Origin of the sequence: Anaerotignum lactatifermentans, from assembly GCF_014982935.1 — a bacterium.
In the GTDB taxonomy this organism is placed as follows: Bacteria; Bacillota; Clostridia; order Lachnospirales; family Anaerotignaceae; genus Anaerotignum; species Anaerotignum lactatifermentans.
On record NZ_JADCKK010000001.1, the window covers coordinates 1 to 16,129 of the forward strand.

Annotated in this window: 15 protein-coding genes and 1 pseudogene; 7 read left to right on the plus strand and 9 right to left on the minus strand. The window is 48.2% G+C overall.

What is annotated here, in order from left to right; genetic code table 11:
* Nucleotides 1–454: IS3 family transposase (locus tag INF29_RS00005; protein WP_193483986.1), on the plus strand; the 454-nt coding region annotated here is incomplete at its 5' end.
* A 348-nt stretch (nt 455–802) separates the two neighbouring features.
* Here the strand turns inward: INF29_RS00005 and INF29_RS00010 are convergent.
* From INF29_RS00010 to INF29_RS00035, 6 genes are all read right to left on the minus strand, one after another.
* A complete protein-coding gene (locus tag INF29_RS00010) occupies nt 803–1,111 on the minus strand; it encodes a DUF6809 family protein (protein WP_193483987.1) in 309 nt (102 codons plus the stop codon).
* Nucleotides 1,112–1,339: 228 nt separating this feature from the next.
* Complete coding sequence (rlmH, locus tag INF29_RS00015; protein ID WP_022364248.1) at nt 1,340–1,819, minus strand: 23S rRNA (pseudouridine(1915)-N(3))-methyltransferase RlmH; 480 nt, start codon at nt 1,817–1,819, stop codon at nt 1,340–1,342.
* 13 nt (nt 1,820–1,832) lie between these two features.
* Entirely contained in the window at nt 1,833–2,621 is a 789-nt protein-coding gene (locus INF29_RS00020; RefSeq protein WP_072847943.1) for an MBL fold metallo-hydrolase, read from the minus strand.
* Nucleotides 2,622–2,707: 86 nt separating this feature from the next.
* Entirely contained in the window at nt 2,708–3,967 is a 1,260-nt protein-coding gene (locus INF29_RS00025; RefSeq protein ID WP_087988605.1) for a UDP-N-acetylglucosamine 1-carboxyvinyltransferase, read from the minus strand.
* A gap of 159 nt (nt 3,968–4,126) precedes the next feature.
* On the minus strand, nt 4,127–4,840 hold the full coding sequence (locus INF29_RS00030; RefSeq protein WP_087988559.1) for an SDR family NAD(P)-dependent oxidoreductase: 714 nt from the start codon (nt 4,838–4,840) through the stop codon (nt 4,127–4,129).
* 147 nt (nt 4,841–4,987) lie between these two features.
* Entirely contained in the window at nt 4,988–7,618 is a 2,631-nt protein-coding gene (locus INF29_RS00035; RefSeq protein WP_207728090.1) for a calcium-translocating P-type ATPase, PMCA-type, read from the minus strand.
* 108 nt (nt 7,619–7,726) lie between these two features.
* Between INF29_RS00035 and INF29_RS00040 the strand changes: the two genes are divergently transcribed.
* The 3 genes from INF29_RS00040 to INF29_RS00050 all read left to right on the plus strand — a co-directional run bounded on the left by INF29_RS00040 (nt 7,727) and on the right by INF29_RS00050 (nt 8,925).
* The gene (locus INF29_RS00040) at nt 7,727–8,314 is read left to right on the plus strand and encodes an MntP/YtaF family protein (RefSeq protein WP_193483988.1); all 588 of its coding nucleotides are present in this window, start codon (nt 7,727–7,729) and stop codon (nt 8,312–8,314) included.
* Nucleotides 8,315–8,395: 81 nt separating this feature from the next.
* Nucleotides 8,396–8,650 (plus strand): hypothetical protein, encoded by a 255-nt coding sequence (locus tag INF29_RS00045; RefSeq protein WP_087988556.1) that lies wholly within the window; start codon nt 8,396–8,398, stop codon nt 8,648–8,650.
* Nucleotides 8,647–8,925, plus strand: a complete 279-nt coding sequence (locus INF29_RS00050; protein ID WP_022364254.1) for a hypothetical protein — start codon at nt 8,647–8,649, stop codon at nt 8,923–8,925. Before INF29_RS00045 ends, INF29_RS00050 begins: the two co-directional genes overlap by 4 nt.
* 125 nt (nt 8,926–9,050) lie before the next feature.
* Here the strand turns inward: INF29_RS00050 and INF29_RS00055 are convergent, their stop codons facing one another.
* The 3 genes from INF29_RS00055 to recD2 form a co-directional block, all read right to left on the minus strand.
* Nucleotides 9,051–10,535: a DUF1846 domain-containing protein gene (locus INF29_RS00055; protein WP_072847949.1), complete on the minus strand. Its 1,485-nt coding sequence runs from the start codon at nt 10,533–10,535 to the stop codon at nt 9,051–9,053.
* Nucleotides 10,536–10,678: 143 nt separating this feature from the next.
* Nucleotides 10,679–11,434 (minus strand): ComF family protein, encoded by a 756-nt coding sequence (locus INF29_RS00060; protein WP_193483989.1) that lies wholly within the window; start codon nt 11,432–11,434, stop codon nt 10,679–10,681.
* Nucleotides 11,431–13,677: an SF1B family DNA helicase RecD2 gene (gene recD2 / locus INF29_RS00065; protein ID WP_193483990.1), complete on the minus strand. Its 2,247-nt coding sequence runs from the start codon at nt 13,675–13,677 to the stop codon at nt 11,431–11,433. The genes INF29_RS00060 and recD2 overlap by 4 nt, the downstream gene beginning before the upstream one ends.
* Nucleotides 13,678–13,830: 153 nt before the next feature.
* On the opposite strand from recD2, the gene INF29_RS00070 reads away from it, so the two are divergent.
* The 3 genes and pseudogenes from INF29_RS00070 to INF29_RS15180 form a co-directional block, all read left to right on the plus strand.
* Entirely contained in the window at nt 13,831–14,412 is a 582-nt protein-coding gene (locus tag INF29_RS00070; RefSeq protein ID WP_193483991.1) for a TetR/AcrR family transcriptional regulator, read from the plus strand.
* The gene (locus tag INF29_RS14985) at nt 14,409–15,263 is read left to right on the plus strand and encodes a DUF2871 domain-containing protein (RefSeq protein ID WP_330608222.1); all 855 of its coding nucleotides are present in this window, start codon (nt 14,409–14,411) and stop codon (nt 15,261–15,263) included. Before INF29_RS00070 ends, INF29_RS14985 begins: the two co-directional genes overlap by 4 nt.
* A gap of 81 nt (nt 15,264–15,344) precedes the next feature.
* Nucleotides 15,345–15,995, plus strand: a pseudogene (locus INF29_RS15180) (hypothetical protein); the annotation flags it as partial.
* Between the last annotated feature and the right edge of the window lie 134 nt (nt 15,996–16,129).

Sequence of the window (16,129 nt, forward strand, 5' to 3'; positions counted from 1 at the left end):
CAGTCTGTTCGGGCAAAAACTGTATCTGTCCGCCCTTCTGGATTTACACAGCAGTTATCTGATCAGCTATACCATTTCAGAGCGTCCTGTTCTAAGTATGGTAACGGGTATGCTGGATAAGGCTTTTGAAAACCTTCCCAATGGAACAGGTTTGATTCTCCATTCCGATCAAGGATGGCAGTACCAAAACAAATATTACCGCCAAATGCTCAAACAAAAAGGAATCCGGCAAAGTATGAGCCGAAAGGGTAACTGTCTGGACAATGCTGTCATGGAAAATTTCTTTGGATTGCTCAAGAGCGAACTTCTCTATCTTCAACAGTTTCAATCTATGGAACATTTCAAGCAGGAACTGGTGGAATATTTAGATTATTATAATAACCATCGAATCAAAGCAAAGTTAAAGGGCTTGCCACCTGCAATTTACAGACAACAAGCCCTTCTGGCTTCTTAAACAATTTTAATTTGAAAATATTGTCTAACTTTTTGGGTTCAGTTCATCATATAAAAGATTTCAGCTTTTTTGTTTCACAAAGGTTTGATTGGGTCTGTTTTCTTGCAGAGAAACTGTGCGACCGGAATCCTAAAATCAAAAGGATTCCAGATATTCTATTTTTGATGTGGATTGTTTTCCACAAAATCAGGCAGTATCTCGGAAAACAGCTGTCTTTCCACAGGAATCCGGCAGTAAAATCAGACAAAACGCACCTTTTTTCTACTCTCACGAAAAAGTTATCCACATTTCCACATTTCATGCTGTGGAAAACACAATTTTTTATGTGGATAATATCCACTGTGTTGTTTATAACTCTGTGGAAATCTGGGGAGGAAACTTCTCCTTTGCTGGCGGAGAAAGGACTTCTATCATGATCCCTGCCCCCAGACGAAACCCCTTGATGAAACTTTCTGCCATTTCCAATGGAAACAACGCCAATTGTTCATCCATGACTTCCTCCAGTTCTTTCCGCTGTTCTTCCGTCAAGGTGCGCCGCAGAGATTCATAATGGCGCAGATGCTCCTGACGCTTGGCACGACAGTCTGTCAATGTGGGGGTAAACTGTTCCCATGGGGCAATTTCCCCGTCGTAGAGTTGATGTAAAATGGATTTCATGATATTCCCTCCCTATGCAGCATTTTCTAAATCCATTTTATCAATATGCATTTTCTTTGTATATCACAAGTTTTATATTACATTTTATAATATATTTTTGATTATAAATTCAAATGACCAATAACCTCATTTTTTCCAAAATAAAAACAGAGTCTGCGTTTCCACAAACTCTGCTCCATTCTTTTCGCCCCTCGTCAAAGGCTTGAATGAAATGAGCCTTTGACGAAATTATTTATGATAAGGTTCTTTCCGGTTAATCCGCTCTGCCCGATAAATCTGTTCCAGCAAAATCACCCGCATCATCTGATGGGGGAATGTCATGGCAGAAAAACTCAGGGCAAAGTCTGCCCGTTTCATGACCTCTTTAGACAATCCCAGAGAACCGCCGATAACAAAAGCCATATGGCTCACACCGCCAACGGCTTTCTTTGCCATAAAGTCTGCCAGACCTTCAGAAGTCAATCCTTTTCCCTCAATGGCAAGGGCTACCACAAAGGCGTCATCCTTAATGGCTTTCAGGATGCGCTCCCCTTCTTTTTTCTTCACTTCTTCTTCCTGTGCCGGGCTCATGGTTTCCGGCGCTTTCTCGTCGGGCAGTTCCACGATTTCCAGTTTATGATAGCGGCTTAAGCGCTTGCTGTATTCCGCGATGGCGTCCTGCCAGTATTTTTCTTTCAGCTTGCCCACGCAAACAATGGTAATCCGCATGGCTTCTCCCTCCTCAAATGGTGACTTTTGCCCCGTTGGAATTTCTGGCAGCCATATCCATTTTCAATGCGCCGCCCAGTTTGATGCGGTTTTGCTCCAGAATTTCTGCCACCGTTTCATAAGCAAGGTAGGGGCTGTTATTTTCTTCGCTCAAATGTCCCAGAAATATATGTTTCATTTTTCCGCTCATGATTTCCGCCAAAAGTGCGCCTGCGGTACGGTTGGACAGATGCCCTCTTTCCCCCAGAATACGCTGTTTCAGATTCCAGGGATACCGCCCTTTTTTCACCATTTCCTCATCATGGTTGGATTCCAGAAGCAAAATATCGCTGTCGGTAATATTCTCCCGAATGGTATCTGTCACATGTCCAATGTCTGTAGCCACAGTGATTTTCTTTTCTCCCGCAAAAACGCTGTAGCCCACTGGTGCTGCCGCGTCATGGGGAATGGCAAAGGGTTTCACACACAGATCATTGATGACGCAAGGCTCCCCTTCGTATACAAAACGCTTATTGCGTGGGGCAATCTTGCCCAGGCTGCCTTCCATGGCGTCCCACGTTTCCATGGTGGCATAGATGGGAACGTCAAACTTTCTAGAAAATACCCCTGCTCCCTTCACATGGTCAATATGCTCATGGGTGATGAACAAAGCATCAATCTGGTCACCGGTGAGGGACAGTTTTTCCAGCCCTTCCAGTATCCGTTTGCCGCTGACGCCTGCATCAATGAGAATTTTCGTATGTTCTGTGCCCATAAAGATGCTGTTGCCGCTGCTGCCGCTGGCAATGGTACAAAAATCCAAGGGATTCCCCTCCTTTCCAAAATATTCCATAAAAACAGCCGCAAAAGTTCCGCCTTCCGCTCCCTCTTACGGCTGTCAAAAAGTTCTTATGCTTTCACACGGGTGATATTTGCGCCCAGTGCATTGAATTTATGTTCGACTTCTTCATAACCTCTGTCGATGTATTTCACGCCGTCAATGACGCTTTCGCCTTCTGCTGCCAGTGCTGCCAGAATCATGGCTGCCCCTGCACGCAGGTCTGTGGCTGTCACATTTGCCCCATGGAAACGGGGAATGCCGTCAATGCGGGCAACTCTGCCGTCGATCTGCACCTGTGCGCCCATCTTCCGCAGTTCGTCGATGTACTGATAACGGTTGTCCCATACGTTTTCTGTAATAACGCTCTGTCCCTGACAAACGCTCAGCAGTGCCGCAATCTGGGGCTGCAGGTCTGTGGGGAAACCGGGATAACTCATGGTCTTGACATTTGCGCAGTGCAAAGGTCTGTTTGCTGTAACGCGGATGGAATCGTCATGTTCCTCGATGGTCACGTTCATTTCATCCAGCTTTGCTGTCAGAGAATCCATGTGCTTGGGAATGATGTTCTTCACCAGCACATCGCCGCCGGTAATGGCTGCAGCAATCATGTATGTTCCTGCCTCAATCTGGTCAGGAATGATGGTATACTGTGCGCCATGGAGTTTTTCCACACCTTTGATACGGATCACATCTGTACCAGCGCCTTTGATATTGGCACCCATCATGTTCAAATAGTTTGCAGTATCTACAACATGGGGTTCTTTTGCCGCGTTTTCAATGGTTGTCACGCCTTCTGCCATGGAAGCAGCCAGCATGATATTGATGGTAGCGCCTACACTTACCTGGTCCATATAAATAGATGTGCCCACCAGTCTGTCTGCATAAGCACGAACCATGCCGTTGCCTTCTTCTACCGTTGCACCCAGTGCACGGAAGCCTTTCAGATGCAGGTCAATGGGTCTGACACCAAAGTTGCAGCCGCCGGGCAGCGCAACTTCCGCTTTTTTGTATCTGGCAAGCATGGCTCCCAGGAAATAATAAGAAGCTCTGATCTTCTGTACTTCTTCAAAAGTGGCACAATGGGCTGTTCCCTTATCACAGTCGATTTTCAATGTATGCCCATTATCCAAATAGGTGCATGTGCCACCCAGTTTTTCGATGGTGTGACAGAGATTGTTCACATCCTCAATGCGGGGCAGGTTTTCCAATACACTGACGCCCTCTGCCATGATAGCTGCGGGAATCACTGCAACAGCCGCGTTTTTGGCACCGCTGATGTTGACTTCCCCTACAAGACGTTTACGTCCCTGTACAATCAATTTATCCATAAACAACATTCATCCTTCCAAATCATTCGCCAAAGGACTTTCTAAATTTCGCCTTAACATTCAGATTATATCACGAAACACCCCTACTGCAAAGCTTTTTTTGCTTTGTTTCGGGCTTTTGCGCCTTTAAAATCCTTTGTCCGCCCAAAAAGGACAAATTCATTCCACATAAATCATTCTCTTGGTCATGCCGCCGTCTACCACCAGATTGATGCCGTTGATAAAATCACTTTCTGCTGCCGCCAAAAACAGACATGCCCGCAGAATGTCGGCAGGTTTCCCCACCCGTCCAGAGGGATGCTGTTTATGGTCTGCTTCCGTCAAAGCGTCATAATCTCCCGTTTCAATCCAGCCGGGGCTGATGGCGTTCACTGTCACCGCCGTATCCGACAAAGATACACAGAGGCTGTTGGTAAGAGAAACCACGCCGCCTTTGGATGCGCCGTAAGCCTCCCATCCCGCTTCGTTCTGGTGCCATCTGGTAGATGCGATGTTGATGATTCTGCCGTAATCCGCCCCTTCATTGGCACGAAGGAAATTTTGACAGCACAAAAAAGTCCCCCGCAGGTTCGTATGAATCACGTTGTCGAATTCCGCTGCTGTCAATTCCCATGGGGATTTCTGCAAATGACTGATGGCGCCGCAGTTCACCAGCACATCAATGACGCCGTACTTCTGCCGCGCATGTTCAAAAAACTGTTTTATGTCTGTTTCCTGCCGTAAATCCATGGGCAGGTATACGATGTTTTCTCCTGTAAAATCCGCTGTTTCGGGCAAGTCCGTAGCAATGACAAAATACCCTGCCGCCGCAAAGCCTTCCGCCAGCGCATGTCCGATGCCGCCTGTGGCTCCCGTAATAACTGCCTGCTTCATGGGAACCCCCTCCTCTCTATACAGTTTCATTATACAACAAAAGAAAGGCGGCAAAAAGGCAAAATTCTGCCAAAGTGTCTTGGCAAAAATTGACACGTCTTTACGCAAAGAAATACCCAGCTCTGCCAAGCCGGGTATTTCTGAAGTTTATTTCTGTTTTGGATGCCATACAGCTTTTTCCAGTTCCACCAAAGGCAAAGGTGCCAGCGCAAGAGCCGCTGTCAACAGCCATTGTTCCCCATTCAGGGGCACCACCTGAAAAACACCAGCCAGCGGCGGCATCATAATCACAACGCACTGCAAAGCTACCCCCACCACAAACGCCATAAGAAGCCACTTGTTAGAGCAGAAAGGCAGTTTCCCCAGAGAGCCTTCTCCCCGCATATTGAAAGCATGTACCAACTGAGAAAGAGAAAGTACCGCAAAAGCCATGGTACGCCCTACGGCATAGCCATTCTCCTGATCGAAATACACATGCCCAATGCCGAAAGCCAGCAACGCCAAAACGCCAATCATAACCCCTTCTAGCAGGATTCTGCCGCCAAGTCCATCCCCAAACAAACTGCCCGTATTTTTCCGCGGCGGGCGTTCCATGATGTTTTCCTCTGCTGGCTCCATGCCAAGGGCAATGGCAGGCAGGGAGTCCGTCACCAGATTCACCCACAAAAGCTGGATGGGCAAAAGAGGTGCTGCCCAGCCCAAGAGCATTGCCACAAAGATCGTCAAAATCTCCCCGATATTGCTGGAAAGGAGGAAATGGACAGCTTTGCGGATATTGTCGTAAATGCCACGTCCTTCCCGTACCGCTTCCACAATGGTGGCAAAGTTATCGTCCGTCAAAATCAGGTCTGACGCACCTTTTGCCACTTCTGTACCGCTTTTGCCCATGGCACAGCCGATGTCTGCCGTTTTTAGTGCCGGTGCATCGTTGACGCCGTCCCCTGTCATGGCAACCACATTACCCCGTTTCTGAAATGCTTGCACAATGCGGACTTTATGCTCCGGTGCCACTCTGGCAAAGACCGTGCAGGTTTCCGCCGCCGTTTCCAGTTCCTTGTCGCTCATTTTGTCTAGTTCCGCCCCTGTGACAGCGCAATCCCCTTTCTGGTAGATACCCAATTCCCGACCGATGGCTTCTGCCGTCAGCACATGGTCACCTGTAATCATGACAGGACGGATGCCTGCCTGTCTGCAAAGATGTACCGCCTCTTTCACTTCCGGTCTGGGCGGGTCTACCATGCCTGCCATGCCCGCAAAAACCAGATTCCGCTCCAAAGCTTCTTCTGTCAAAGGGGGTTTTTCCGACCACTGCCGAAACGCCACTGCCACCACACGCAATGCCTGTGCCGCCATTTCCCCATTGACCATCCTTGCCATGCTTTTTCGCCTATCGTCAAAGGGAACCTGTCCACTGCCCTCCATGCAGAAGCCACATTTTTCCAGCAGAATATCCGGCGCGCCTTTTGTGACAGAAATCCAGCCATCCTCTGTCTTATGAAGGGTAGTCATGCGCTTTCTCGCCGAAGAAAAAGGAATTTCTCCCACCCTTGGCATGTCCCGCCGGAGGGCGGCAAAGTCAATGCCCATGCTTTGTGCGTATTCCCCAAGGGCTTTTTCCGTCGGTTCCCCCTGCAAATTCCCATCAGACACATTGCAGTCATTGCAGAGGGCAAAAAGATTTGCCACCGTTTCCCGCAAGTCCTCATTCTTCGGTTCTCTATGGCTGTAATCTGTCCATGTAGTGACCTGCATACGATTTTGGGTCAATGTACCCGTTTTGTCAGAGCAAATGACCTGCGCGCCGCCCAATGTTTCCACTGCCGACAGCCGCCGGACAATGGTATGTTTTTCCGACATACGGGATGTGCCCATAGCCAATACGATGGTCACAATGGCAGGCAGCCCTTCAGGAATGGCTGCCACCGCCAAGCTCACTGCCGTCATAAACATGGAAAAAGGCGGTTTCTCCTGCAAAATCCCCATGCAAAAGATAAGCGCACAGATTGCCAGAGCCCCAATGCCCAGCTGTTTTCCTGTCTGTTCCAGTTTCTTCTGCAAAGGCGTCATACTGTCAGATGTATGGGAAAGCATAGCGGCAATGCGCCCCATTTCCGTATCCATGCCCGTTGCTGTCACCAGCACTTTTCCTTTGCCATAAACCACATAACCTCCAGCGAGCACCATATTTTTCCGGTCACCTGTTGCCGTTTCTTCAGGCAAGCCGCCTACTGATGTTTTTTCTACAGGCAGTGCTTCCCCTGTCAGGGCGCTTTCTTCTGTTTTCAGACTGCGGCTTTCCACCACACGTCCATCAGCACAAACAGCGTCCCCTGTTTCCAGCAGCAGCAAATCCCCCGGCACCACTTCCGCCGCCGAAATTTCCCGCACAATGCCGTCCCGAATGACACGGGCATGGGGTGCTGCCATTTTCTTCAGGGCTTCCAGCGCCTTTTCCGCTTTGCTTTCCTGAAAAAGCCCCAATGCGGCGTTGAGCACCACAATTCCCAGAATCATCACCGCATCCAGCACATCATTTTCTCCGCTCAACCTAGAAATGACCACAGACACCACTGCCGCTCCCAACAGCAGCAATATCATAAAGTCATCAAACTGTGCCAGGAACCGCCAGAACAGACTTTTTTTGCCGTCCGTTTCCGCCAGTTCATTCCTGCCTTTTTGCGCCAGCCGCTCCGCCGCCATTTGGGAAGTCAATCCCTGTTTCTCGTCTGTTTCCAGACGACGTGCCGCTTCTTTCGTTTCCATTTGCCACCAATTCATATCCTCACCCGTTTCTCTCGTTGTCTTTGGTTGTCCTGCTTTTCCATTCTATGCGCCTATGACCAAAAACATGACTGCGGCATATCATAGCCACAGGAGGTGTTTCCCATGATTCTTTCCTTTCTGCTGGCACTTTCTCTCAGTCTGGACGCACTAGGCGCAGGTATGGCATGTGGACTGAGGCGAATTTCCCTGCCTATTTTCTCCCGCATCGTTTTGGGGTTGGAAACGGCTGGGCTGTTATTTCTTTTTCTCAAAGCAGGTACCTTTCTGGCTGCCTGTCTGCCGCCCCACTGGGCAGAACGAGGGGCAGCGTTATTTCTGGTGGGCTTTGGTCTATTTCTCTTGCTTCAAGGCTGCCGCAAACAGACAGACAGCCCCTCTCCCCTGAAATTTCTGCGCAGTCCTTCCCAATGTGACACGGACGGTTCTGCAGTGCTGGAAGCCGGAGAAGCTTTGCTGTTAGGTCTGGTGCTTTCTGCCGATGCCTGCGGCGTTGGGCTTAGTGCTGCTGCGGCAGGTTTTTCCGTATATTGGCTGCCTTTTTTCGCTGCTCTTTTACAGACATTTTTCCTTTCCGTGGGCGCAGGCGCAGGAAAACGGCTTATGGAAGCGGCACCCATGGCGGAAAACCGCTATACCCTTTTGTCCGGCGGCATTTTCCTTGCTATGGGGCTGCTGCGGCTGTACTGGTAGTCAGACATTTATTCTTTTCATTTTGGAAGAAATATGCTATGATGGAAAAAAGCGTAAGGACGGCAAACAGGAGGCGATGACATGTTCACATCTTTCAACAGCGTGGAACTGATCACAGTTTCTTCACTGGAAGAACAGACCAAGCTGCGGAATCTGCTGACCCAAGGGGGCGTGGAACACATGGTGTCAGTGAAAGATCCCCATCAGACCAGCGGTTTTTTTCCTGTGCCTGATCCCGAAACCATGATGACACAGCCCATGGCTTATACTTTTTATGTGCATAAAAAACAATTGCAGCAGGCAATTTCTCTGCTGGAACAGGAGGGGTTTGTATGATTAACGTATTCAACAGAAAAGAAGTCTGTATCACTTACGACATGGCAGAACAGGCACGTGTAAGAGATATTTTGAAACAAAACAACATTGAGTATGATCTGGACACCAAGCGCATTGAATCTCCGTTGGGTGGACAAAGCCTCATCAGCTCATCCACTTCCCCTCTGGGCGCTCAGGTCAGTGTCAACAGCGACATGAGCAATCGCTGTCTGGAACACAAAGTATATGTCAAAAAATCTGACTATGAACTTGCGAAAAAATTGATTGAAAAATAAGCATACAAATGCCGGATGTTCCTTTCGGAATATCCGGCATCTTTTATATAACAGAAAAGCCGAAAATCTCTGCATCAACAGAAATTTTCGGCTCTTTTTTATTTTTTGAAATAGACTGTGACAGATTAACCGTGGAACAGCTTTTTGGTCTGATAAATGGGTTCACAGGTCAGGTTCACACCCAGTTTCTGGAACACATTTTCATCTACCGCGGAAAGGATAACGGAAGAATGGACTTCGCAGCATTTCAGTTTTTCCAGCTGCTGCATCGCCAGTTCCGCTTTTTCATCTGTTGCAGCACAGATGCACAGGGCGATCAGAATTTCGTCTGTGTGCAGTCTGGGGTTATGGTTGCCCAGATGGGACACTTTCAAATGCTGGATGGGTTCGATGATGGTGGGAGAAATCAGCTTCACATCGTGATCCAGATTTGCCAGTTTCTTCAGTGCGTTCAGCAGCATGGCAGAAGACGCGCCCAAGAGAGAGCTTGTCTTGCCGGTAACGATGGTGCCGTCAGGCAGTTCGATGGCTGCCGCAGGTGCGCCGGTTTCTTCGGCTCTTTTCATGGCTGCTGCCGCTACGGGACGGTTGTCCACGCCAGTGCCTGCCTGTTTCATCAGCAGTTCCAGTTTATAGATGGATTCTTCGCCGCCGTTGCCTTTTCTCTGTTCACACAGGGCTTTGTAATATCGGCGGATGATTTCATTTCTGGAGGCTTCTTTGACTGCTTCATCATCGATGATGCAGTTGCCTACCATGTTTACGCCCATGTCTGTGGGGGATTTATAGGGAGATTCCCCGTAAATCTTTTCAAACATAGCGTTCAGTACAGGGAATACCTCTACATCACGGTTATAGTTGACAGTGGTTTCGCCGTAAGCTTCCAGATGGAAGGGGTCGATCATATTCATGTCGTTCAGGTCAACGGTAGCCGCTTCATAAGCCAGGTTGACAGGGTGCTGCAAAGGTACATTCCAGATGGGGAATGTTTCGAATTTCGCATAGCCAGCCTTGATGCCACGTTTATTTTCATGGTACAGCTGGGACAGACAAACTGCCATTTTGCCGCTGCCGGGACCGGGTGCTGTTACAACCACCAGAGAATGTTCTGTTTCGATATATTCGTTTTTGCCGAAGCCGTCTTCACTAACGATGAGGGGCACATTGCTGGGGTAGCCGGGAATGGTGTAATGACGATACACCTTCAGACCCAGATTTTCCAGTTTCCGCTGATAAGCCACTGCGCTTTCCTGACCGTTAAACTGTGTCAGTACCACGCTGCCCACATACAGACCGTAGCCGCGGAAAGCGTCGATGAGGCGCAGTACGTCCATGTCGTAGGTAATGCCCAAGTCGCCGCGGACTTTGTTCTTTTCAATATCACCGGCATTGATGACCAGAACGATTTCTACGTCCTCTTTCACCTGCACCAGCATGTTGATCTTACTATCCGGCTTAAAGCCCGGCAGTACCCGGGAAGCGTGATAGTCGTCGAAAAGCTTGCCGCCGAACTCCAGATAAAGTTTGCCGCCAAACTGTCCGATTCTTTCTTTGATGCGTGTTGACTGCATCTGCAAATATTTGTCGTTATCAAATCCAATCCGTACCATTTTTTAATCTCCCAAATCTATTGTCACATCCGTTAACTGTTTCATTTACGGTACAAAATTATACTATTTTTTTTCACGATTTACAAAGGAAACCTTGATTTTTTTCGAAAATCTCCCACTTGCATGAAAACTTTTGTCATTTCTTAGGTTTTTTCTATGGAATTCTGTTCAAAATCCTCCTCTTTGCAGACTACCGATAAGCAGTATATACGAACCTCCGCCGCTCCTGCCCGCAAAAGGGTACGTGTACACTCCTGTAGTGTGGTGCCTGTGGTGAAGATATCATCCAGCAGCAAAACATGTTTTCCTGCAATGACATCTTTCTTTGCCACGCCAAATACGTTCTTCAGGTTTTCTTTTCGCTGTGCCGCCTTCAGACTGTTTTGGGGCAAAGTATCCACAAGTCTTTCCAATACACCGGGCACATGATGCATTCCCGTTTCTTTCGCCAGTCCTTCGCAAAGAATTTCTGCCTGATTGAATCCGCGAAACCGCAGTTTATTGACATGGAGCGGTACTTCCGTCAGCACATCTGCCCATGTTGCCCAGCCAGGATGCTCCTGCAAAAGATATTCCGCCATCAAATGACTGAGCCGCTCCCCTTCATGGCGATACCCATGAAACTTAAAAGCGGCAATCTCCTCCTGCATGGTTTCATAGGAAAATGCCGCTGTGCCCGCTGTAAAAAGAAAATCCTTATGGCGGCACCGATGGCAAAGAACGTCATTGTCCACAGGTCTGCCGCAGATACGGCATTTTTCTCCTGTGAGAAAAGGCGGGTTCGCCAGACAATCGGGGCACAACAGCCGTTCTTCTTTCTCCAAAGGCAAAAGACTGCCGCATACAGCGCATCTTGGCGGAAAGAGAAATTCCTTCAGGGTTTCTTTCACACTTCTCATTCTCCCGCCTCCGCCATAAAGTCATAAAGATTCCGTATCCGCTGGGCAAGACCTGTATACCGTCCCACTTCTCTGTCGTTGTTTACCATGGCGGAAATGGTTTCCTGTATGCCCACCAGCACCACCAGAGTTTTGGCACGGGTCACCGCTGTATAAAGCAGGTTCCTTGTCATGAGCATAGGCGGACCGCTGTGAACAGGAATGATGACAACAGGATACTCACTGCCCTGAGATTTATGGATGGTGATGGCATAAGCCAGTTCCAGTTCTTCCAGCTGGGAATAATCGTAATCCACCACTTTTCCATCATCGAAAACCACCTGCATGGTTTCGTTTGCATCATCGATCTCTCTTATCATACCCGCATCGCCGTTAAATATGCCTACGCCTTCATCACAGCGTTTTCCCATGGCGTTATACATGCGCCAAGCAATATTATAGTTATTTTTGATCTGCATGACCTTGTCCCCTTCTCGGAAGACAATCTGGCGGAATTCTTTTTCCGCCCGTTCCTTAGAAGGCGGATTCAAAGCCGCCTGCAAAACAGTGTTGAGATTCTGCACACCCAAAACGCCTTTGCGCATGGGCGTCAGCACCTGCATATCTCTAAGACCGTCGCAGCCTGTAAACTTGGGCAAACGAGTCAGTACCAAATCCCGGATGGTACGCACCACATCTTCCCCGAAAGCTCTTTTCACAAAAAAGAAATCTGTGCCATTTTCATTGAGGACAGGGTCGTCCCCTCTGTTGATGCGGTGAGCATTCATAATGATGGCGCTTTCCTGTGCCTGACGGAAAATATGCTCCAGTCTGACTACTTTCAGCCGTTCACTGCGAATCATGTCTTTCAGTACATTGCCGGGGCCAACGGAAGGAAGCTGGTCCACGTCCCCTACGAAAATCAGACGGGTTCCCGGTGCCACCGCCCGCAGCAGGGCATGCATGAGCATAATATCCACCATGGAGGTTTCGTCAATGATGATGACATCCGCTTCAATGGGATTTTCCTCGTTTCGATCAAAGGTCTGTCTGCGGACATCTTCTCCCAAAAAGGTGCTTTCCAGCATACGGTGAATGGTCTGGGCTTCTACACCTGTGGCTTCGCTCATGCGCTTTGCCGCTCGTCCTGTGGGCGCCGCCAGCACTACCTCACAGCCCTCGTCTTTTAACAATCGCAGAATGGTATTGATGGTGGTGGTTTTCCCGGTACCGGGGCCGCCGGTGATAATGAGAACACCGCAGCTCATGGCTTCCAGCACTGCCGCACGCTGTTCTTCCGCCAAAATGACACCTGTTTTCTTTTCCATGCGGGCAATCTCATTGGCAACACCTTCCATATTGGTGCACATATACTCCTGGGAAAGTTCCAGCAGCCGTTTTGCCACTGCCATTTCCGCATAAAAATAAGTATTCAGGTATACGCTGTCCACACCGTTCATGGTTTCCTGCCAAATTTGGCTGTCCACCTGCAATTCCCGGATAGCGTTTTCCACATGGTCGGGATGGAGCTGCAACAATTCTTTTGCCTGCTCCATAAGGCTTTCTTTAGGCAGATAGCAATCCCCGTTGGATGCCGCATTGGTGAGGATATATTTCACTGCCGCCTTCACCCGATTGGGGTCGTCAGGGGAAATGCCTGCCGATGCTGCCATTTTATCCGCCATACGGAAGCCAATGCCCCAGATGTCGTCTGCCAGCCGATAAGGGTTATGCTTCACCACTTCAAAAGTACGGGATTTATATTTCTTATAAATCCGCATGGCATAAGTAGGGGAAACGTCAAATTCCTGCAAAAACAGCATAGCTTTCCGCAGTTCATGCTGTTCCCGGAAAACATCGGAAATCCGCTGGGCTTTTTCATAAGTCAGCCCTTTGATTTCCGCCAGCTGTTCCGGCTTTTCCTCAATGACATAAAAAGAGGCTTCTCCAAAACGGTCTACAATTTTCTTTGCAATCTTCGGACCAATGCCTTTGATGAGTCCAGAAGATAAATATTTTTCAATTCCGGCGCAGGTGGTAGGCATGGATTTTTCATAGCTAGTCACTTGAATCTGTCTGCCATAGAGGGGATGGATGGACCAATGCCCGGTAATCTCCAGACTTTCCCCAGCGTGAATCTGGGGCACAATGCCCACGCAGGTCACCTCGTCATCCTCTGTTTCCAGCGCAAAAACCGTATAGCCGTTGTCGGCATTTTGATAAATGATGCTTTCTACTTCGCCTGTGATACGGATTTCATCCATGTCCTTCCCTCCTTTGCCGCACAATATAAAAAGTATAGCACATTCTCCATAAAAAGAGAACAGCCGTTCCCAAAATTCCCCCGAAGCCTTGACAAAATCCAAAAATCATGTAAAATGAACATTGTTCAACTTGAAAAGAAAAGGAGGGATTTCATGCACCCAAATGTAACTTCCAAAGAAAAACTGCTCCTTGCCGCCAAAGAACTGGCAAAAACAGAGGGGCTTTCCGCTTTGCAGATGCGTTCACTGGCTTCTGCCGCAGGTGTTGCCGTTGGTTCCGTTTATAATTATTTTCCCAACAAAAACGCCCTGCTGACAGCAGTGGTTGCCAGCATCTGGTTTGATATGTTCCATAATGACACCGAAGCAAATACTGGGAATATGGGCTTTTGTGATGCTGTTTCCCATTTGTTTTCTCAGATACAGAAAGGTATTTCCGCGTATTCAGACTTTTTTGCCGCCCATCGGGTGATTTTCGATGAGGGAGAAAAAGAAAACGCCCTGAAGCTGCGGGAAAACACTTTCTCTCATATTGAAAAAAATCTGCTGAACGCGCTGGAAACCGACCCGCGTATTCGCCCCGATGCCTTTGACGGCAGTCTGACACAAAAAGCGCTGGTATCCTTTACATTCACCCACCTGCTGGCACTGTGGAGCAGTGGCGCAAAAGACTGCGATACCCTCATTACCATTCTTTCCAAACTGCTTTATGGAAATCAGAAGGTGCGTCCATGATACCTAAAAAATACTTATTGCTGCTGGCTGGGCTTGTCTGGGGTGCGGCTGGTTTCAACATCCTGCGGCTTGGGCTGCTGGCTTATGTTGGATTGGTGAAACCCTTGTATCTGCTTCTGTCTGCTGCCGTTTTCGTGATTTTTCAGAAAATGGTATTCGGCAAACTGGTACAAAAACACACTGCCCGCATCCTTGCCTATGACGCGCCAAAAGTCTGGTTCTGGCACTTTTTTGACAGGAAATCCTTCCTCATCATGGCGTTTATGATGACCATGGGCATTTCCCTGCGGAAATTTTCACTGGTGCCCATGGACTTCATTGCTTTTTTCTATACTAGTTTGGGGGCATCCCTGCTGCTAGCCGGGATACTGTTCCTGCGGCAATTTTTCCTGACACTGACTGACAACACAAAGGAGGTTTTCCATATGGATTTTCAAAAACTGATTTCTACTTCTTTCCGCTATGCCATTGCTGGGCTGGCATGCGGCGTATTTTACCGTGAATTTACAAAGTTTAACGCTTTTACAGGCAAAACCACACTGGCATTCACCCATCTGCATTTTCTGGTCATGGGTACACTGCTGTTTCTGATTCTGGCAGCCATTGCTCTTCATACAGATTTGGCGGAACAGGCGCGTTTCCAGCAGTTCCGCAAGGTCTATGCCGTTGCCCTGCCTTTTATGGTTGTCATGTTCTTTGTCCGCGGCATCCTGCAGGTATTGCAGACACCCCTTTCCACAGGGGCAAACGCTGCCATTTCCGGCATCGCGGGTATTTCCCATATCCTTATGACAGCCGCGCTGGTGCTGCTGTTCCTGGCTCTGCGCCGCTGCACACCAAAAAAGGCATAAGCATGAAACCCACTTCTTTGAAGTGGGTTCCTTTTGAAAATAACTTGAACAACGTTCATATTCATGAACAGGAGGTTTTTTATGCAGGCAATCATGGAAACTTTATTCGATATATTCTATCTCACCAGCGTCATCACACTAGGTATTCTCATGGCGAGCAGAAAACAGGCTCAAAAGCAATATCGCCTCTTTGGCATCATGGCAATTTTACTGGGCTTTGGTGATGCCTTCCATCTCATTCCCAGAGCCTTTGCCCTTTGGACAACGGGGCTGGAAAACCACGCCTTTTCTCTGGGCATGGGCAAACTGATTACATCCATCACCATGACCATCTTTTATGTGATTCTCTACCATGTCTGGCGGATGCGCTACCACATTACAGAGAAAAAAGGGCTGACTGCCATCATTTATATTTTGGCGTTTCTCCGCATTATCCTCTGTCTTTGCCCTCAGAACGCATGGACAAGCCCTGCCGCGCCTTTATCCTGGGGCATTTACCGAAACATCCCCTTCACCATCATGGGGATTCTCATCATCATCCTGTTTTATCAAAGCACCCGTCAGCATCATGACAATTCCTTCAAAAATATGTGGCTGACCATACTGCTTAGTTTCGGATTTTATATCCCTGTGGTGTTGTTTGCCGATACCATCCCGCTCATGGGTATGCTGATGATTCCCAAAACACTGGCATACCTCTGGACTATCTGGATCGGGTATCAGACCATGAAAAAAAGAGGCTTAATCTCTAACAGACCATATTCTTTGGTCTGTTTTTTTATTCCGATTGTAAACCATTATTATTTAATATTGTTGACAATAAAATTTCCCAGTGCTATATTGAAACACAAAATTTGCAAAGGTGG